At 37.5% G+C, this 20,492-nt stretch carries 18 protein-coding genes; 11 read left to right on the top strand and 7 right to left on the bottom strand.

Annotation, left to right across the window (positions count from 1 at the left end; all coding sequences use genetic code 11):
* Nucleotides 1-36: 36 nt before the first annotated feature.
* From B3H30_RS01435 to apaG, 4 genes are all read right to left on the bottom strand, one after another.
* Entirely contained in the window at nt 37-1,716 is a 1,680-nt protein-coding gene (locus B3H30_RS01435) for an Ig-like domain-containing protein (protein WP_286754210.1), read from the bottom strand.
* Between the two features lie 78 nt (nt 1,717-1,794).
* On the bottom strand, nt 1,795-3,654 hold the full coding sequence (gene mnmG, locus B3H30_RS01430; protein ID WP_286777275.1) for a tRNA uridine-5-carboxymethylaminomethyl(34) synthesis enzyme MnmG: 1,860 nt from the start codon (nt 3,652-3,654) through the stop codon (nt 1,795-1,797).
* Nucleotides 3,655-3,747: 93 nt separating this feature from the next.
* Nucleotides 3,748-5,613, bottom strand: coding sequence for an ABC-F family ATP-binding cassette domain-containing protein (locus B3H30_RS01425; protein ID WP_286777274.1), 1,866 nt, complete (start codon nt 5,611-5,613; stop codon nt 3,748-3,750).
* 355 nt (nt 5,614-5,968) lie between these two features.
* Complete coding sequence (gene apaG, locus B3H30_RS01420) at nt 5,969-6,355, bottom strand: Co2+/Mg2+ efflux protein ApaG (RefSeq protein WP_046673176.1); 387 nt, start codon at nt 6,353-6,355, stop codon at nt 5,969-5,971.
* A gap of 149 nt (nt 6,356-6,504) precedes the next feature.
* Here apaG and B3H30_RS01415 point away from each other — a divergent pair, with 149 nt between their 5' ends.
* The 10 genes from B3H30_RS01415 (at nt 6,505) to B3H30_RS01370 (ending at nt 16,814) form a co-directional block, all read left to right on the top strand.
* Nucleotides 6,505-7,215, top strand: coding sequence for an SAM-dependent methyltransferase (locus tag B3H30_RS01415; RefSeq protein WP_070562678.1), 711 nt, complete (start codon nt 6,505-6,507; stop codon nt 7,213-7,215).
* Nucleotides 7,216-7,419: 204 nt separating this feature from the next.
* On the top strand, nt 7,420-8,175 hold the full coding sequence (locus tag B3H30_RS01410; protein WP_286777418.1) for an alpha/beta hydrolase: 756 nt from the start codon (nt 7,420-7,422) through the stop codon (nt 8,173-8,175).
* 22 nt (nt 8,176-8,197) lie between these two features.
* The gene (locus B3H30_RS01405; protein ID WP_201639951.1) at nt 8,198-8,683 is read left to right on the top strand and encodes a hypothetical protein; all 486 of its coding nucleotides are present in this window, start codon (nt 8,198-8,200) and stop codon (nt 8,681-8,683) included.
* On the top strand, nt 8,673-9,773 hold the full coding sequence (locus B3H30_RS01400) for a Nif3-like dinuclear metal center hexameric protein (protein ID WP_286777417.1): 1,101 nt from the start codon (nt 8,673-8,675) through the stop codon (nt 9,771-9,773). The genes B3H30_RS01405 and B3H30_RS01400 overlap by 11 nt, the downstream gene beginning before the upstream one ends.
* Nucleotides 9,773-10,525, top strand: coding sequence for a zinc ribbon domain-containing protein (locus B3H30_RS01395; protein ID WP_070562689.1), 753 nt, complete (start codon nt 9,773-9,775; stop codon nt 10,523-10,525). Before B3H30_RS01400 ends, B3H30_RS01395 begins: the two co-directional genes overlap by 1 nt.
* Nucleotides 10,526-10,667: 142 nt before the next feature.
* Nucleotides 10,668-13,985, top strand: coding sequence for a S41 family peptidase (locus B3H30_RS01390; RefSeq protein WP_286777416.1), 3,318 nt, complete (start codon nt 10,668-10,670; stop codon nt 13,983-13,985).
* 238 nt (nt 13,986-14,223) lie between these two features.
* On the top strand, nt 14,224-15,147 hold the full coding sequence (locus B3H30_RS01385) for a CPBP family intramembrane glutamic endopeptidase (RefSeq protein WP_070562694.1): 924 nt from the start codon (nt 14,224-14,226) through the stop codon (nt 15,145-15,147).
* Entirely contained in the window at nt 15,122-15,331 is a 210-nt protein-coding gene (locus B3H30_RS01380) for a DUF2007 domain-containing protein (protein WP_070562697.1), read from the top strand. The genes B3H30_RS01385 and B3H30_RS01380 overlap by 26 nt, the downstream gene beginning before the upstream one ends.
* Before the next feature lie 3 nt (nt 15,332-15,334).
* Nucleotides 15,335-16,135, top strand: a complete 801-nt coding sequence (locus B3H30_RS01375; protein ID WP_070562700.1) for a phosphatidate cytidylyltransferase — start codon at nt 15,335-15,337, stop codon at nt 16,133-16,135.
* Between the two features lie 7 nt (nt 16,136-16,142).
* On the top strand, nt 16,143-16,814 hold the full coding sequence (locus B3H30_RS01370) for a DUF2461 domain-containing protein (RefSeq protein WP_115046098.1): 672 nt from the start codon (nt 16,143-16,145) through the stop codon (nt 16,812-16,814).
* Here the strand turns inward: B3H30_RS01370 and B3H30_RS01365 are convergent, their stop codons facing one another.
* Nucleotides 16,815-18,011, bottom strand: a complete 1,197-nt coding sequence (locus tag B3H30_RS01365) for an anhydro-N-acetylmuramic acid kinase (protein WP_286777415.1) — start codon at nt 18,009-18,011, stop codon at nt 16,815-16,817.
* Nucleotides 18,012-18,111: 100 nt separating this feature from the next.
* Here B3H30_RS01365 and gcvH point away from each other — a divergent pair, with 100 nt between their 5' ends.
* Nucleotides 18,112-18,492, top strand: coding sequence for a glycine cleavage system protein GcvH (gene gcvH / locus B3H30_RS01360; protein ID WP_070562707.1), 381 nt, complete (start codon nt 18,112-18,114; stop codon nt 18,490-18,492).
* A gap of 59 nt (nt 18,493-18,551) precedes the next feature.
* Here gcvH and B3H30_RS01355 read toward each other — a convergent pair whose 3' ends face one another.
* Together B3H30_RS01355 and B3H30_RS01350 are read right to left on the bottom strand one after the other, a co-directional pair.
* Nucleotides 18,552-19,307 carry a DUF6263 family protein gene (locus B3H30_RS01355; protein WP_070562709.1) on the bottom strand — a complete coding sequence of 252 codons (756 nt, stop codon included), beginning with the start codon at nt 19,305-19,307 and terminating at the stop codon, nt 18,552-18,554.
* Nucleotides 19,308-19,417: 110 nt separating this feature from the next.
* Nucleotides 19,418-20,404, bottom strand: a complete 987-nt coding sequence (locus tag B3H30_RS01350) for a pyruvate dehydrogenase complex E1 component subunit beta (protein ID WP_046673190.1) — start codon at nt 20,402-20,404, stop codon at nt 19,418-19,420.
* Nucleotides 20,405-20,492 lie beyond the last annotated feature (88 nt).

Below are 20,492 nucleotides of genomic sequence, written 5' to 3'. Positions count from 1 at the left end.
AGCAATACTAAATAGGTTATTTTAGAATGGCCTCAATTAATTTTTTTTGAGGCCACTCAATGAAAAACTATCTTTCTGTTCCCAATTAGCACGTATCGTAAATACTTTATTCAGATATACAACAGGTTCAGGAAAAGTTTTCTTTTCGACATCTCCAGTGTCCCAGATTCCATTATCATTGTCGTCGCGTATCACACGTATACTATACTTTCCTCCAGGATACTGTTTGTATACAACAGCCGGATTGTTCATGTTTATTTTGTCGACGCGATAGACCTTATCTTTTTTCTCATTGATTAACTCAACCAAATAGGTTGTATTGCTATCTAGATCTGTAAAATCAAATGTCAGATCCCCATAGTTTTCACTATCGTCATAGGTCAAATCGAGCTTTTTCTCTTTGTTTTGTTCGCCAAAATAGCCTGTTATAGCGCCTTCTGTAAACTCAATTTGGTACTTTTTCTCTTTTCTCCAATTATAGCGAATATGGTAGATATTGGTATTTGCTGTATCTACAGCTAGTTGGTAATTGGTCCGGACCAATGAGTCTTCTTTGAATTTTAACTTGGTTTTATCGATATTTTTGATCGGTGTGAAAGCAGATACCTGAAGGTGTGTAATTCGATCGACCCGTCCATTATTTGGCGTAAAAATAGGCTCAATTGTCTGCTCTATTTTTACATTCCCTTTTCTAATGAGAATGGTATCCAATGGTCTTTCATTTTCTGTCAGAACAAGCTTTAGGGAGTCTATTTTTAAATTTGGAATAAACAAAGTAGCCGAGTCTGATGTCTTTGAAAAACGTACTTTTTTATCCTTGTTGTTTACTTCGTCATTTAGGATATCAAGTTTGGGCTTGTCGACTCTTCTATTAAAAACAAGAAGTATACTTCCATTTTTTTCAAATTTCTTCTCTTGGGTTCTAAACTTTTTTGGGATTCCTTTGAAAATCTCCAAGTTGATATTGCTCAAGTCTCGCTCTAGCACGATAGAGTCTTTTAGGAAACCTATTTCTTCATCAGCACCATTATAGATTCTATCGTTATTTTTTTCTTGAAGTGCGTAAATGCGATAAGTTCCCTCTCTTAGATTGTTTAGTTTATAGTTACCTGCAGTATCCGTTGTCGTGAATATATTCGCCTTCTTTTTACCAAAAATCGAGTCTTGGCTAATGGGGATCAACAAGACTTTAACATCCTTTTGGACCTCTTTCGTTATAGCACTTTTTACATTACCGGATATACTGAGTGAATCTATTTTATCTCCTGTCGCGAATACGTAAGCATAATTGACCAATGCATTTCCAGCGTTATAATCAACTAGTCCTTTACCGAAGTATATGCTGTAGGTTGTATTCTTTTCTAGGGAATCAGGTAAGGTAATTTCTAGATTTTTTTTCTTCACCTTGAATTCTGGATTGCTTCCCATGTCTGGCGTAATACTGAATTCCTTTTGTTGATTTGCCAGCTTGATATACTCGTCAAACGTGATCACTATTTTTTTAGCTGTAAAATTCTTCGAAAAATTCGTAGGGCTTTCCAATAGTATCTTCGGAGGAATAGAATCTTTTGGCCCCCCCGTGGGCTGTTGTATGCTCGCACATTGTATGGACAAGCCAATAAGCATAATAAACATGCTTAAAATAAGTAATCTTGTTTTTAAGCTACTTTTTAGCCTTTCTGAACCACTTTTATTTTCTCTTAAAGAAGTTGTCATAAAAAATAGAATATTGTCTTAAATCGCTTATTTTAAGCTATGTGATATTTTGTATATAAGTATTTGTTTATCAGTTATTTAACTCATGTGTACCATCAATACAGTGATATCGGAGGGCGAAACGCCTGAGATTCTTGAAGCTTGCCCCAGTGTACGTGGTTTAACTTTAGATAACTTTTGTCTTGCCTCAATTGATAGCGATGTTAATAGGCTGTAGTCAAAATCAGGATTAATTTCTCTATCTTCCATCTTCTTCATGCGATTGACAATTTCCATCTCTTTATGGAAATAGCTTTCATATTTGAGATTGATCTCTGCTTGTTCGATGGTATCATTATCGAATTGGGAGACATAGTGTGCAAAGCCTTCGTCTCCTTTCAGAATATCTTGGATACCAACTTGTGGTCTTGCAAGAACATTACTCAACCTTGTTTTTTGTGAAAGTGCGCTTGAGCCAACTTCGGCTAATACGGTATTCATCTTTTCGACATTGGTCGAATTTTGTTTGAGATACTCGATTATTTTATTGGAGTTATCAATTTTGTCTTGCACTTTTTTGAGTCTTTCTTCTCCTACCAATCCCAATTTGTAAGCTAAGGGGGTTAAGCGAATATCAGCATTATCTTGGCGTAAAAGTAGACGGTGTTCTGCTCTTGATGTAAACATGCGGTAGGGCTCTTCAGTTCCTTTTGTTACGAGGTCGTCGACCAATACACCTATATAAGATTCGGATCGTTTTAGAATAAGTTCCTTATCATCATTGATACGTTGATGCGCATTTATCCCGGCTAGGAAACCTTGAGCAGCGGCCTCTTCATAGCCTGTTGTCCCATTGATCTGTCCTGCGAAAAATAGATGTTTCACCAATTGAGTTTCTAAGGTTAGATCCAATTGCATTGGTGGAAAGTAGTCGTACTCTATGGCATAACCTGGGCGGTACATTTTCGCATTTTCAAAGCCTGGGATCAATTGCAAAGCTTTCAATTGTACGTCTTCTGGCAATGAGGTGGAGAATCCGTTGACATAAATTTCTACTGTTTTGAAGCCTTCGGGCTCCACGAATATCTGATGTCTTTCACGCTCGGCAAAACGATTTATTTTATCTTCTATTGAAGGGCAATAGCGTGGTCCCAATCCTTTGATACGTCCCGTAAACATGGGTGATTTTTCAAACCCAGTGCGTAGCATTTCGTGGACCTTATCGTTTGTATAGGTAATCCAACAACAGCGTTGTTCAGTTGGTATCTCTACATCTGTATAGGAGAACCGCCCTCTTTTTTCGTCGCCCCACTGTTCTTCCATTAACGCATAATTAAGGCTTCTTCCATCTATACGTGGTGGAGTACCTGTCTTCATTCTTCCTGATTCGAAACCAAGGGAAACAAGTTGTTCGGTTAAACCTGTGGCTGCCTTCTCTCCTGTTCTACCGCCTCCAAATTTCTTGTCCCCAATGTGAATTACACCATTTAGAAAAGTTCCATTGGTCAGTACCACGGCGTCCGATTCTATTTCGATTCCCATCGAAGTGATGACACCGCAAGCTTTTCCGTTTTTTACGATAACTTCTTTTACGGTATCTTGCCACATATCTAAATTAGGAAGAGACTCGAGTTGTAATCTCCATTCTTCTGCAAACCGCATTCGGTCATTTTGGGTCCGCGGACTCCACATGGCAGGACCTTTCGAAAGATTTAACATTCGGAATTGAATGGTTGATTTATCTGCTATGATACCAGTATATCCGCCCATAGCATCAATTTCTCTTACTATCTGTCCTTTGGCTACTCCACCGATAGCGGGGTTACAACTCATTTGCGCTATTACTCCCATATTCATTGTGATGAGTAAAGTGGACGAACCTAAGTTAGCTGCTGCCGCCGCTGCCTCACATCCGGCATGGCCCGCACCAACGACAATTACATTATATTTTTTAAACATTTTTCTATTCTTGTTCCACGTGAAACGTGGTGTTTTTATTTCTTTGTAAATTTACGTTTTCTTTGTGTTCCACGTGAAACCTGTGGTGAAATTTTACATAAAATCAGCAAGATATAACCATCTTTCGGATTTATCGTCTATCTGTTTTTGGATAGATTGAATTTCTTCCGCTAAGGAAGAAAGTTTTAGATGATCTGTTACCTGGTTTAGTTCCTCCGTTTTTAACGCTACTTGTGTTTCCAGTTTTTCGATTTCTTCTTCTAGTTTGTTATATTCCAATTGTTCCTTGTACGAGAGTTTTTTCTTTTCCTCTTTTACAATTGCCTTTACCTGTTCCTGGGTTATCCTTTTTTGTTTTTCCTTTTCTAATTTTTGGATTTCTTCCTGTTCAAGTTTAAAGTCGGCATAATTTCCGTTGTATATCTGCACGATCCCCTTTCCTTCAAAAATGAAAAGTTGATCCGTCAATTTATCTAATAGATACCTGTCGTGTGATACTAATATGAGTACTCCTTTGTAGTTGTCAAGAAAATCTTCCAGCACGTTTAATGTATCAATGTCCAAATCATTGGATGGTTCATCCAGAATTAAAAAATTTGGATTCTTCATTAAAACACGCATTAATTGAAGTCTTTTTTTCTCCCCCCCACTTAATTTGTTAACGAAACCAAATTGTTTTTCAGGAGGAAATAAAAAGTGGGTTAGCAGCTGTGAAGCCGTGATTACTTCCCCATTTGCCATTTCAATATAGTCTGCTATATTTTTTACAACATCTAATACTCGATCGGTTTCATTTACTTCCAATCCGCCCTGTTTATAGTAGCCATATACTGTGGTTTCCCCTACCGCTATAGACCCTTTATCAGGTTTTTCTTCTCCCGTGATTAAATTAAGAAAGGTTGATTTTCCAGTACCATTTTTTCCAGCTAGACCAATACGATCACCTTTTTTAAAGGTGTATGAAAAATCATGTATGATTTCTTTTGCTCCATAACGTTTGGCAACATGTTCTAGTTCGAGTATTTTTGAGCCCTGCCTGCTTACTTTCACACTGAGTTGTACCGAGTCGTTTCCTTTAATTGCTTTAGATTTTTCTTCCAAGTCATAGTATGCTTCAATACGTGATTTGGATTTGGTACCACGTGCCTGTGGTTGACGACGCATCCACTCCAATTCACGGCGAAGTAGATTTCTGCTTTTCTCAACCATAACCGCATCAATAGTTTCACGTTCCGACTTCTTTTCCAGAAAATAAGAATAGTTACCTTTATAGGTAAAGAGATTGCCCCTATCCAGCTCTCGAATTTCCGTACAGATATTATCCAAGAAGTAGCGATCGTGCGTTACTAAAAGAACGGTTTTGCTACCTGTTGTTAGTAGTTTTTCAAGCCATTCAATAGTCTCTATATCCAAATGGTTGGTGGGTTCATCTAATATATAAATATCCGGCTCGTCTATCAAAAGCTTTGCTAGCGCAAGGCGTTTTCGTTGGCCCCCTGATAAACTTTTGATATCTTGATGGAAATCCATAATGTTTAAACGATTAAGAATCGTCTTAATATTATGCTCATACTCCCAGGCATTCAATGAACTTATTTTTTCTGTAAGATCTTCTAATTTTTTCTGATCGATATCAGTTTCCAATAACAGCTCCTCGTACTCACGGATAAGACGTTGTTGATCGTTGTCTGTACTATAAATAAAATCGTTGATTGATTTTAATCCTGTGAAATCAGGATCCTGTTCTAAGAAACCAATTTTTATACCTTTTTCTTTTACAACTTTTCCTGAGGTTGGTAAGATTCGCTCTGCTAAAATGGCGAGTAAGGTTGATTTACCTGTGCCATTGATTCCGACCAAGGCCACACGTTCTCCCTTTTGGAGACCGAAATGTAAATCTTTGAAAAGCCATCGATCATGGAAGGAATGGCTTACTTGTTCTGTAGCTAAAATACTCACGTTATATCACCCTAAATTATATTCAGTCAATTTACACGCCAAAACACTACCAGTAGGTTTCTTCTCTTGGTAGTTTATATCGTGTTGATAATCAATATTTTAGTTATATTTCTATTGATTGTCAGTTATTTATATATTGAATCAATAATCGTTTTGATTGCTGACTAATGTAATCTATTGGGTGGCATATGATCAAATGTTAGCCTTTGCCATTGGGTAAAATGATAATTCGAAGTCCCAAAGGTTCGCTTGTTCATTTGGAATGCTCGCAAAAATAAAGAATTAGTTTCTTATTCGATGCGAAAAAAGCTTCGTTATTTGATTAATTGGCAATAATGATACTGCCCTGATAAAATTAATTCAATGCGTAATCCGCTATCAGATTGAAACGTGGTATTTCAACTTGAAAGCTGCCGTTGTCCAGTGTTCGGATCATATTATAATATCCTTCCATGAATCCGAATTCGCTATTGAGATTGCAACCTGAGGTGTATTGATGAGTCTGACCAGGTTCTATAATAGGTTGTTCGCCTACTACTCCTTCTCCAGATACCTCCCTATAGTCTCCTTTTGCATCAAAAATTTTCCAATAGCGACTTATCAATTGAACCGTGTAATCGCTGAGATTTTCTATGCTGATATGATAAGCAAACATGAAATGTTCACGGTCCGGATTCGAATACTCCGATTGATAGATGGTTTCAACGGAGATTTTTACGCCTTCTGTAATTTGTGTGATCATTTGAATGATGTTTATTGTTGCAATGAATATTTACGCTAAAATACTAATAATGAGTTTAAAAATCTAAATTATAATCATTTTAAAAGGTTAAATAATGCTAAGTTTAAAATTAGTATAGCCAAATGGACCTTAATTAGTAGGTTTGTATTATGGCAAATGGTATCTTATATTTAATTCCTGTTCCATTGAGTGATGACGCAGCTTTCCAGTCATTTACTCCGTATTTAGTGGAAACAATCAATTCATTGGACGAGTATATTGTAGAGAACGAAAAAACGGCGCGCAAGTTTCTAAAACTTGCAGGTTTAAAGATTCCGCAGAGCGAATTAACGATCCATGATTATGGAAAACATGTGCGGGACAAGGGAAATATAAATGATTTTTTCGAAGGCTTGAAACAAGGCAAAAGTGTTGGATTAATGTCTGAGGCGGGATGTCCTGGTGTTGCTGATCCTGGAGCTTCTATTGTAGCACGGGCACATCAATTGGGTATTAAGGTAGTTCCTCTTGTTGGACCAAGCTCTATTCTACTGGCACTTATGGCTTCCGGATTTAGCGGTCAGAAATTTGCCTTTCATGGTTATTTGCCTATCGATAAAATTGATCGAGCTAAGGAGATTAAAAATCTCGAACAGCAATCAGCACGTGAAAAGCAGACGCAAATTTTTATTGAAACTCCATTTAGAAATAATCAGCTTTTAGCCGATCTACTAAAAATATGTAAACCTTCCACCTTACTCTGTGTTGCGTCAAATGTAACAGCTGCCGACGAAAATATACAAAGTTTGACAGTTGGTGAGTGGCGAAAACGATCGTATGATTATCATAAAAAGCCGACTATTTTTTTACTTTATGCATGATGTTTTTAGAGCTCCCCCCTACCCTATTTTCATTGATGAAGTTTAATGATGAAATTAAAAGCTGTTTTTACATGAGTGAAGTATGTTTTAATAAAGTAAGTGAGTGCTTACATTTTGTTTTTTAATAAATATGTGAACCAGGGTATCAGAATAAATGCTGAATAGAGTTTGTTAACCGTCTAGAATGATTTAATATATAACACGATGAATTACTGTAGATTATTGTCTATTATGTTTTTGTTTTCATTATTTGGATTCAGTAAAGATCTTGCTGCACAGTCTTCTACATATGTTATTGTCCATGGAGCTTGGGGTGGTGCTTGGCAGTTTAAAAATACGACGGTTGAGTTAGCTAAAAAGGGAAATGAGGTGTACCGACCCACACTAACAGGCCTGGGTGAGCGTTATCATTTAGCAGATACTTCTATCCGATTACAAACGCATGTCGATGATGTTGTGAATACGATCCTGTTTGAGGATCTCCATGATATTATATTGGTCGGACATAGTTATGGTGGGATGATTATCACGGCTGTGGCAGATAGTCTTCCGGATAGAATCCGTAAATTGGTTTACTTGGATGCTATACTACCGGAGGATCAACAATCTGTAATGAACTTAATGGGTAAATCCAGTGCAGCAAATGGACTGTTAAAATTAGAAAAGGATGGTTATATTTTTCCTTTCTGGGTGAAGGACATTAAGAAGCTTCCTAGGGATGTCCCCCACCCGTTAAGAACAATGACAGACAAGATCAGTTTAAAAAATCCGAAACGACTTAAAATTCCAAGTACTTACATTTTGACTTATGAGGATGGCAAAACAATTGAGGATGATGATTTTTACCCGTTTTATAGGAAGGCAAAAAATATAGGTTTTAAAACAGTCGAATTTGTTGGAGATCATAATCCACAAATAAAAAAGTTGAAAGAATTAGTAGATTTGTTGGAACAGGAATAATAAATAAGCAATAAATAGTTCAATGACGCAAGAGGAATTAATAAGAGAGTTAAGTAAGCCTGAAGTAATTTATACCGCTATGGGTATTGTTGCCATACGTATTATCGTATGGCTTCTATTTGCAAATACAATTCGAAAGACATTAAAATTGGTCGCCAAAGAAAATAGATTAATGACGCCCAACCAATCGTGGTTAGCTGCAATTCCGCTGGTTAATATTTATTGGAATTTTCAGGTTGCTTCGCGTCTAAGGGATTCTTTGATCAATGAATTTTATGATCGAAAAATAGCTGTGGAGGAAAACCCTACGTTTAGGAAAGGATCACTATATGCGTGGATTTACCTGGCGACAAATATTCCGCTCCCACTTTCTATTTCTGGTGTACTGATCATTATGCATTTTGTGACATTGGCTAATTATTGGTTTGAAATTAACGCGAATAGAAGAATTTTAGAGGAACATAATAAATTTAGAGAAAAGGAGGTAATTGTAGACCATGAAAATTAAAGAAGTCATTGACTATTTGGAGCAATTGGCTCCTTTAGATTTGCAAGAGTCTTATGATAATGCTGGCCTTATTGTGGGCGACGCCAATAGAGAGATTACAAAGGTGCTCATTTCGTTGGACTGCACAGAAGATGTTGTAAAAGAAGCCATTGATAAAGGGTGTAATTTAATTATTTCGCACCATCCCATTGTATTTAGGGGGCTAAAAAAATTTAATGGGAAAAATTATGTGGAGCGTACGGTTATTAAAGCAATTGAACATAAAGTTGCATTATATGCCATTCATACAAATCTAGATAATGTTACCGGTGGAGTGAATACGAAAATTGCCGATAAATTGGGATTAGAAAATCAGGCTATACTGGAATCTAAAACAAATGTATTGCGAAAAATGGTCTTTTTTGTACCTAGGAGTCATGTTGAAGATGTCCGACAGGCATTGTTTGATGCGGGCGCAGGTAAAATCGGAAAACACTATGATCAATGTAGTTTTAATGCGGCGGGTTATGGTAGTTTTAGACCTTTAGAGGGGGCCGATCCTACCCTTGGGGAGATTGGTGTTCAAGAGCGTGTTGAGGAAACACGAATTGAGGTTATCTACCTGAAATCTATTGAAAGAAAGTTACTTTTGGCACTCTATGAAGCTCATCCTTATGAGGAAGTAGCTTATGATTTGTTTGATATTCAAAATACGGCTGCTGAAATCGGTGCAGGAATGATTGGAAATTTGGCTGAACCAATGGCTGAATTGGAATTTTTAGCTTATCTTAAGGACAAACTGAGGTTGAATGTCATTCGTCATACAGCCTTATTAGATAAAAAAGTTAGTCGTGTAGCGGTCTGTGGTGGCTCGGGGGGATTTTTACTCGGTGCAGCCAAACGTTCTGGTGCTGATTTTTTTGTTACAGCAGACTATAAATATCATGAATTTTTTGATGCTGAAGGTGAAATCGTGATTGCAGATACGGGACATTTTGAGAGCGAACAATTTACGCAAGAATTATTGTACGACATTATTACGAAAAAATTTCCTAACTTTGCAACCTTAACAACAGAAATAGATACAAATCCTATAAAATACTACAGTTGATGGAACAAACCGTAGAACAAAAATTGAAAGCATTATGGCTGTTACAAGCCGTACATACTAAAATAGACAAAATTCGCCAAGTTCGTGGTGAATTGCCTATGGAAGTTGCAGATCTTGAAGATGAGATTGCGGGCTTAGAGACTCGTATTGAGAAGATCAGAATAGACTTAGACGATTTAGAAGATTCGATCGTTAAGCGTAAAAACATGATTAAGGATGCCCAAGCTGCTATCAAAAAATATGAGTCGCAGCTGAATGAGGTAAAGAATAATCGTGAGTACGACGCTATTTCGAAAGAAATAGAAATCCAAGGTCTTGAGATTCAGGTTTGCGAGAAACGAATCAAAGAAGCAGAATTTGAGATTCGTAACAAAACAGAAAACTACGATACTACTGTAGGAAATCTTGAGTATAGCAAAAGCGAACTTGAGGGAAAAAAGAAAGAATTGGAAACAATTACTTCTGAAACTCAAAAAGAAGAAGATGCATTGTTAGCAAAAGCTGCTGAGGCTGAAGCGAATATCGAAGAACGTTTGGTAAAGGTATACTACCGTTTGCGTAACTCGTTTAAAAACGGACTTGCTGTTGTTTCGATCGATCGTGATAGCTGTTCAGGATGTCATAATAAGATTCCTGCTCAAATGCAATCAGAAATACGTCAACGTAAGAAAATCATCATTTGTGAACACTGTGGTCGCGTTTTGGTTGATGAAGGAATTGTGTTAGAAATCGAACAAGAATACGGTTTCTAATCCTCAATAGATAAACGAAGGTCCTGCTGGAAAGCAGGACTTTTTTTTTGTCATATTTTTTATGCAACTTTGTTGATATACTAACTAGGTCCGCTTACAAAAGTGTAGTTTTGTGTGTGGTAAATTTAACCTTTAAACGTTTATGAATAAAACTCATTTCAAGTTATTTGCTGCCTTTTTGCTCGGTACATCCTTTCTGCAAACAAAAGCGCAAGAAACCCTATTGCTTCGAAATCCAAGTATTAGCGCCAACAATATTGCTTTTGTCTATGGTGGAGATATTTGGATTGCCGAAAAAAACGGAGCTAATCCGAGACGCCTTACAACAAATCCTGGAGTGGAACAGAATCCAATGTTTTCTCCAGATGGCAAGAAAGTTGCATTCACAGGAAATTATGACGGAAATACAGACGTATATGTAATCCCTGTAACGGGTGGTGAGCCCAAACGGATCACTTATCACCCTTCTTCGGATGTATTGCGGGGATGGCTCAATAATGATGAAGTATATTATACGACATCTCGTGATTTCACCTATGCTTTAAGTCCACGATTATACAGTTCCAATATTCAAATGTCAGGAATGGACAAGGCGCTTATTATGCCTGAAGCGACTCAGGGAAGCCCTTCTGCTGATGGTCGTTACTGGGCTTATATCAAAAACACTGACCCTACTGAAAGAGATCGAGTTGCCTTTAAACGCTACCGGGGTGGTGGTATGCCGACAATTTGGATCTTCGATACGAAAACCAAAGAAATAGAAGCTATTCCGCAGGTTAAAAGTAATGATGTTAAACCATTATGGTTGGGAAATAAGATCTACTTCCTTTCCGATCGTGATAAAATTGTTAACATCTATAGTTATGATACCAAATCCAAAAAGGTAGAAAAGCTAACGGATTTTAAAGATTACGATGTGCGTTCACTGAATGGAAATGGGACTGAGTTGATCTTTGAATATGCTGGCGTATTAAATACGCTAAATCTGGGCGATAATAAAGTCACTCCTTTGCATATTACGGTGAATACAGATGTAATGTACAAAAGACCGTATTATAAAGACATTAAGGATGATATACGTTATGCTACCCTATCGCCAACAGGGCAACGGGCATTATTAGAGGCGCGGGGAGAGATATTTACGGTACCTAAGGAGAAAGGTGAAGCCCGAAATTTATCTAATTCTCCGGGTTCTCATGAGCGTTTTCCGGATTGGTCTCCAAATGGAAAATGGATTTCTTATATTTCAGACAAAAATGGATCTTATCAGTTGGTGCTGATGGATCAATTTGGAAAAGATAAACCCCTGTACTTTAACTTAGGAGAAACGAACTTCTATTTCGAACCAACATGGTCACCGGATTCCAAGAAGTTGTTTTACAATGATTCACATCTTAATCTGTTTTATATTGATATCGCTTCAAAGGCCATTGTTAAAGTTGCAGACGATAAATTGAGCGGTCAAACTGGCCGTGTATCCAATCATTTCCAACCAAGCTGGTCTCCTGATTCAAAATGGATATCTTTTATACGTACATTGGAAAATGGGGTACCCGCTGTGTTTATGTATAACTTGGATACAAAGAAAACTCAGCAAATTACGGATGGTATGAGCTCTGCGCGTAGTACAGCTTTTTCTCAGGATGGTAAATATCTATTTTTTACAGCGAGTACAAATACAGGGTTGACAAATTCTGGCTTACATATGTCCGCGGTGCAGCGTAATGTTGATTATGCCGTATATGGCTTTATTTTATCAAGCAAAACGCCATCATTCTTTAAGAATGATAGTGATGAGGAACAAATCCGTGAGGATAAGGTGGATAAAAAGGAAGAAGGAGATGGTGATAAAAAAGATCGTGTAAAAGAAAACGATAAAAAATCACCTAAAAAGGATAAAAAGGAAGAGGCAGTGGCAAGTAAGCCCATTGATAAATCTATTCAAGTTGACTTCGATCGTATAGAAAACAGAATAGTTGCCCTCCCTTTACCTGCTGGACCTTATTGGAATTTGAATGGTTTAGTACCAAATCAATTGACTTACCAACGTGGGGGAACAATCGGAGCATATGATTTTAAGGATCTCGAAAACAAAACCTTAGTGGAAAATGCCCGTAGTTTTGTTATTAGCGCCGATGGTAAGAAGATGTTATATCAAACGGGAAATGGATTCAATATTGTAACAGCTGGGCAAAAAGTAGCCTCTCCTACTGCTGGCGAAGTTAAGCTAGGCGGAATTCAGCAATTGGTGGATCCCGCTGCCGAATGGAAACAGGTATTCAATGAAGTTTGGTCAATGCAAAAAGACTATTTTTATGTTGAAAACATGCATGGTGCTGACTGGAAAGCGATGAAAACCAAATATGAAAAATTCCTGCCTTTTGTAAACCATCGTTCTGATCTTGGTTATTTATTGAATGAAATGATGGGAGAAATGGTCGTGGGACACAATTATATCTATCCTGGAGATCAACCTTCCACGCCGTCGGTTTCAGTTGGTGTGTTGGGAGCAGATTATGAGTTAAAGAATGGTTACTATCAGATTGCTAAATTGTTTACGCGTCTTGAATGGAATCCATCGTTCAAAGCCCCATTGGCTGAACCGGGATTAAACATCAAAGAAGGAGACTATATTGTTGCTGTTAATGGTGCTGAATTGACTGAAGATAAGGATATCTATAGTTTATTTGACAATACTGTTGGTAAACAAGTTACGTTGAAGGTCAATTCAAAACCTTCATTGGTCGGCGCTCGTGAAGTAATCGTTAAACCGATCTCGTTTAGCGACGAGATGAATTTGCGGAGCATGGAATGGGTTGAAAGGAACCGTAAGAAAGTAAATGAATTGAGTAATGGGCAAATAGCTTATGTTTACATGCCAAATACCGGTGCTGAAGGTTATACCTATTTCAATCGTTATTATTTCGCTCAGATGGATAAAAAGGCTCTTCTGATGGATGAAAGAAACAATGGTGGTGGCTGGGTGGCCGATTATGTCATTGATCTTTTGTCCCGTGAACTGATTGCTGGTTGGGGAATTCGTGATGGAAAAGGATTTACTACACCAGGAAATGGTATTTATGGACCTAAAGCCATGATCATTAATGAAAATGCAGGTTCAGGTGGCGATATGATGCCTTATATGTTCCGTTTTAAAGGGCTGGGTAAATTGGTTGGTCGTACGACAATGGGGATTTTGGTTGGCATAAGTGGCTATCCTCCTTTATTGGATGGCGGCCGTATTACTTCGCCAAACTTCGGTGTATATGACCTCAAAGGAAATTGGATTATTGAAAATGAAGGTGTGGCTCCTGATGTATTTATCGAACAATTGCCTAAAGATCTTTTGGAGGGTCGTGATCCTCAACTTGAAAGAACGGTGAAGATATTGTTGGAAGAAATGAAAACGTATCCTTACAAAAATTTACAAAAACCAGCCGATCCTATTCGGGTGAATTAAAAGAGTATAAATCTAAGGGCTTTGAAGAGATTCAAAGCCCTTTTTTGATCATATAGTTTGTATGTAACTGCATCCATATCCGAGATGATTGAATATATCTCGTGTAGTTTTTATCGTAATTAGATCATATCATTCGTTTTCATTAGGCCAATACAAATCAGATGCTAAAATTTGATTGGACATGACAATTTTAATAAATCTTGCTTTTATTGTTATCTTTAACTGATATTTACTAGATATGTTTCCTGAAAAAACACCCCATCCGTTTCAATCTTTATTACGTTTGATCTTAATGGTTATTGGTTTTTCCATTCTTTCGCAGATTATTGCCATTCTGATTATTGCAAGTTATTATTCATTTACAGGGCAGGTCTTCTCCTTGGAGTCTATATTGAATGGATCTGCCAATGATATGCGATTTATGTTGTTAATGAGTAGCTTGGGATCTTTTGTTGTGCCAGCTTATCTGATGAATACACGCGAAGGATATGGTAAAGCCTATTTTAAATTGAAAAATTGGCCTAGCGGAATGCAATTTGGCTATATATTTTTAGCAATGCTTTCTTTTATGCCTTTGATGAGTCTGATCGGTCATTGGAATGAATCCTTACAATTGCCCGATAATATGCAATCTTTGCAGCGTTGGATGGAGCGTAGTGAAAAGGAATCGGCCGATTTAATCAAGGTTATTATTATGGAGTCGAGTGTATCCGGCTTTTTGTATAATATTGTTATACTGGCTTTGATTCCGGCCATAGGTGAAGAATTGTTGTTCCGCGGTGTTTTGCAAAAAATAATGGGAAGATGGTTGAGCAATCAGCATGTGGTTATATGGCTTGTTGCCATTATTTTCAGTGCGATACATCTGCAATTTTTTGGTTTTGTTCCCCGCATGTTATTGGGCGCTTTTTTTGGCTATCTTTATGTATGGAGCAAGAACATCGTACTGCCCATTTTTGGACACTTTGTCAACAATGCCGGAGCCACAATCGGGGCATTTTATTACGTAAGAGAGGGTAAGAGTTATGATGAATTCAATGCATTTGAATTGCAATCTTGGTGGATATATCTTGTAGGCTTCATTTTTACTCTTATTTTTGTATTCTTATTTTATAGATCAACGCAAAAAGAAAATAATGGAGAACGATTGGAAAAAAATTAAAACATATACAAATGCGATTCAGGCCGAGATAGTCAAGCAAATGCTGGAAGAAAATGGTATTCCTACTGTCGCAATGAATAAACAAGATTCTTCTTATTTATTTGGGAAAATTGAACTCTATGTCAGTGAAGGATCTATTGATCTGGCCGAAACATTAATTGAGGAAGCAGAAAGAGGGCTTTAAGAGATGAAAACAAGAGCAATAACGGGAGTAATCTTTGTGGCTGTCATGATAGCTGCCACTCTTTTGGGCGCTTATGTCTATTCCATTTTTTTTACACTGCTCAGTACATGGTGTCTTTATGAATTCTATGGAATAGTTTCATCCGAAGAACGCGCCCCAAATAAGTGGATAGGCATAACACTGGCCTTACTCTTATTTGTTTTGGGCTCATTAGTTTCGATGGACCTGCTTGCGGTAAAATTTTTAGCACTGATTATCCCATTTATAAGTGCGACTTATATTATTTCACTTTTTCAGAAGAGAACTTTTCCTTTCAATGATATTGCCTATACTTTTTTGGGTATAGCTTATGTTACATTGCCTTTCTTCCTATTTTCCAAATTAGGGTTTCTGCAAGGTACTTTTAACTATGTACTGCCCTTAGGTTTTTTGATCTTATTGTGGACAAACGATACCGGGGCATATCTCGCTGGACGAAGCTTTGGAAAACGTAAATTATTCGAACGGATCTCACCAAAGAAAACATGGGAAGGTTTCTTTGGGGGCTTGATTTTGGCTATTGTTGCTGCTGTAAATCTGGAAAAATATTTTGGTTATCTTCCACTTTGGCAATGGGTAAGTATTGCGGCAATTATCAGTATTGTTGGAACATTGGGGGATTTAGTAGAGTCTATGTTAAAGCGTAGTTTGCACGTAAAAGATTCCGGAAATATATTGCCTGGACATGGTGGTTTTTTAGATAGATTTGATGGGTTGTTATTAGCGGCACCTATGGTCTATGTTTTCTTAATTTTAATCAATTGATTGTATTATGAGTCACATTCAAAAATCTACATTTGATTTTTTAACGGAATTGAAAGCCAATAATTCTCGGGAGTGGTTTGCCGATAACAGAGCTAAATATGAAGCTGCATTGGCTGATGTGAGAAATTTTTTGACAGATTTAATTGCTGCATTGAGCGAGTTTGACCCTAAAATTAATACTTCCATTCAAGCAAGTAAATGTTTGTTTCGCATTTACCGGGATACACGCTTTTCAAATGATAAAACTCCTTATAAAAGTTGGTTTGGGGCAGGAATTTCTGTTGATGGAAGAAAGTTGCAGGGACCAGAGTACTATATTCATATTGGAGCGGAAAATTCATTTATCGCCTGTGGGTATTGGCGTCCTGAAAAGCAACATTTAGAGGCAATAAGACAAGAAATTGATTACAGTGGTGATAAATTGGATGAAATTTTAAAAACAGTATTGACTGGCAGTAATATTACGCTTTTCAAAGAAGATTTACTGAAACGTGCACCGGCCGGCTATAGTGAAGATAATCCGTTTATTGACTTTATCAAATTGAAAAGTTTTGTGTTGGATAGATCTTTAACTACAAAGGAGTTATCTGCAAAAAATGCGCTGGATAATATCGTGGCTTCCTATAAAAGTATGCTTCCTTTTAAAGAGTTTTTACAAGAAGCCATCGATACAGAATAATTATTCAGGCAAGCTGATTTTGCCCATACAGACAGCGGGAGAGTCTTTAATTTGCGCTACATTGGATTTGTTGCCTACCAAAGTCTCATTTGCTAATAGCGCAAAGAGAACGGCCTCTTTTGCATCTGGGTTGATACCCAATGTTGCAAAACTTTCAACGTTACAAGTAGGTAGGCTCCTTTTGATGTAATCGAACAGCAATGGATTGTGTAGTCCACCACCACTAATGTACACCGCTACATCGGATAGCCCTTTTGACTGCTTGCGAATGCCATTGACCATCGCATGAGCAGCAAAGCGATTGAGGGTCGCCATAACATCCTCATGTGGAATATGGCTTGTTTTCGAACAATCCTGTGCCCTTGCGAGATAAGCGAGATTAAATAGTTCCGGCCCAGTGGTTTTTGGAAAGGGCAGCGTTAGAAACTCCTCCGTTAATAATTGATTCAATAGCGCATCATTTACTTGGCCCTTTTTAGCCATATAGCCATCTTTATCCATTTCCTGATCAAAATTTACCTTCATGTATTGGTTCATCATTGTATTGCCTGGACCGAGATCTGTCGCATAAGCTTTCGACTTTGTTTGATGGCTTGGGATAAATGTGAAATTAGAAATACCGCCAATATTCAATAAGAATCGATTTTCTGTTGCATGCGAGAAAAGAAGGTAGTCGCCATAGGCTGCCAAAGGTGCCCCTTCTCCTCCTGCAGCAATATGTTTTTGCCTAAAGTCAGATAGGGTTATGATACCTGTATCTACCGCGATATGATCTCCATCTCCAATCTGTAAAGTGCTGTTGGGCCAGTTGCGGTCTTTGGTCAACGATTGAGGAGCATGGTATACGGTTTGCCCATGGCTGGCTATACAATCAATCTCACTGCTTGATAGATTCCATTGTTGCAATGCTGTGTTGATTAATTTGGCATGCGTGACTCCAATATAAGCATGGAGTCCCGAAAATAATTGCTGGTCGATATTTCGTTTTGCAAAAACTTCACGCACCCGCTCTCTAAAATCATCCTCATAAACCATTGTAGTAAAATTCTCGAGCTGTATTTTCGTTGTTTTACCTGCATTTTCTATGCGGCACACGGCGATATCAAGACCATCCAGGGATGTTCCGGACATCAGGCCAATAATACGACGTTCTATCTTTTGTGAAATTTGGTAAAGTCTTTCGATTTGAGGATTCATAGCTTAAAAATAAACACAAAAATGTTATGATGAATATCATTTTTGACAATTGAAGATATTTTGTAACTTCACGGCATTAAAAATCAAAAAATTAAATACAATGAATTTTCCAGCAGAATTGAAATACACCAAAGATCACGAATGGATTCGTGTTGAAGGTGATGAAGCAGTTGTAGGGATTACCGATTTCGCTCAACGTGAATTGGGTGACATCGTTTTTGTTGACATAAACACTGTAGGTGAAGAAGTAGCCGCTAATGAAGTTTTCGGTACAATTGAAGCCGTAAAAACAGTTTCTGATTTGTTTTTACCTGTAGCAGCTACGATTTTATCGGTGAATGAAGCTATTGATGCATCTCCTGAATTGGTCAATTCTGATCCTTATGGTGAAGGCTGGATTGTTCGTATTAAATTGAACAACGCTGCTGATGTTGACGCTTTGTTATCTGCTGATCTGTACAAAGAAGAGATCAACGCATAAATTTGATATATAAAAAAATAAAATAGGGGCCTTTTGGCCCCTATTTTATTTTTCGTCGTTTATTGGGTTTTTAAGGTGGTCTTTATTTTTGCTTCAGGCATATCCACGGCACTTGTCATTTCTGTACTCGTGGTAAGACAGGTCTTTTTATCCAAGACATAGAAGCCCTGTACGTTGCCTACCTGATTTGCATCCGGACCGAACATTTTTCCTTCAACATTTACTTTATAGCCTAGCTCATTTGCTTCTATTAAAGTCATTTTGTTTTCTACTGAAATGCCTGAATCATCTGATTCAGTTTTGGATGTCCAAGAATCACCTATTTTAATCGGCTGTTCAGGCAATACTGTAGTTATATTTTCGAACATACTTTTATCAAATGGCATGTTAATGCCCTCAGGCAACTTGATATCGGAAGATTTGCCAAGTTGATCAACATTAAAGCTAATGCTATTTTCGAGCAACTTGCCTAAGGTCGCATGCATCTGTTTAGAAAATTCATTGGCCTCGGGGTTTTTAGAGTCGTAAGTCATATCCATTCCTGCCATATTCATTTTCATGTTGATTCCGGTATATTTAAGATCGAACGCAAATATGTTGTCTTTTTTCGTCGTATTGGTGATATCAAAGCCCATATTAAGGTCTGTCACCATTTTTTGGCCAGCAGCGTCAATATCCATGGTCATCACAAGATTTTGTGATATTTTTTTCCCTGAATCGGGATTTACGCGTAATGTGTATTTCTTTTGTGCGGAAGCAGATATCACGAGAAATGCAAATACAGCCATTAAAGAGGCAATTCTTAATTTTTTCATATATGGAATTTTAATTTTTTTAGTAAGCAACAATTGGCCAGTTTAAATATAAAAAAAATCCCTTTCACACAGTAAAAGGGATTTTAATTTTTTTAAGGATGTAATTCGTATTACTTCTTGATATAAGATACTTCTTTCACAGCTTTAACAACTTTCTCAACGCTAGGTAAAGCAGCTTCGATCAATGTTGGAGCATAAGGAAGAGGTACATCTGCACAATTTACGCGGATAACTGGGGCATCTAAGTAATCAAATGCATTACGTTGTACATTGAATGCTAAGTCGGTAGAAATAGACGCTAGTGGCCATGCTTCTTCCACGATTACCAAACGGTTTGTTTTCTTAACAGACGCGATGATTGTAGGGTAATCGATAGGACGTACCGAACGCAAGTCAATCAATTCAACGCTGATACCTTCTTTTTTCAATTCTTCAACTGCAGGAATGACAACGCGAGGAAGCATTTTACCAAAAGACACAACAGTTACATCTGTACCTTCTTGGATAATATTAGCTTTTCCGATTTCTAAGTAATATTCTTCTTCAGGAACTTGTCCTTTATCACCATACATGACCTCAGATTCCATGAAGATAACAGGATCTGGATCGATAATAGCTGATTTCAATAAACCTTTAGCTTCATATGGGTTCGAAGGAACCACAACTTTTAAACCTGGTGTATTTGCAAACCAGTTCTCAAAGTTTTGAGAGTGTTGTGCTGCAAGCTGACCCGCATTTCCTGTAGGACCACGGAAGACCATCGGAATAGAGAACTGTCCACCACTCATCGAGTGAATTTTAGCTGCCGCATTGATTACTTGGTCAATTGCAACAAGTGAGAAGTTGAATGTCATGAATTCAACAATTGGCTTCAAACCATTCATTGCAGCACCAACAGCAATACCAGCAAAACCAAGTTCCGCAATAGGTGTATCAATGATACGCTTTGCACCGAATTCATCAAGCATACCCTGACTTACTTTGTAAGCTCCGTTATACTCAGCAACTTCTTCTCCTAATAAAAATATTTTGTCGTCTTTACGCATTTCTTCGTTCATTGCTTCACGAAGTGCTTCTCTGAATTGTATTTCTCTCATCAGTTGTAAAATAGTGTCAATTTTTAGATTACAAATCTACTATTTAAAATTGATATTTTGAAGATTTGAACCCGCTAATTCTATAGTT

The organism is Sphingobacterium sp. UBA7038 (assembly GCF_002494055.1).
In the GTDB taxonomy this organism is placed as follows: Bacteria; Bacteroidota; Bacteroidia; order Sphingobacteriales; family Sphingobacteriaceae; genus Sphingobacterium; species Sphingobacterium multivorum.
This window is presented reverse-complemented; position numbering and strand designations above follow the sequence as displayed.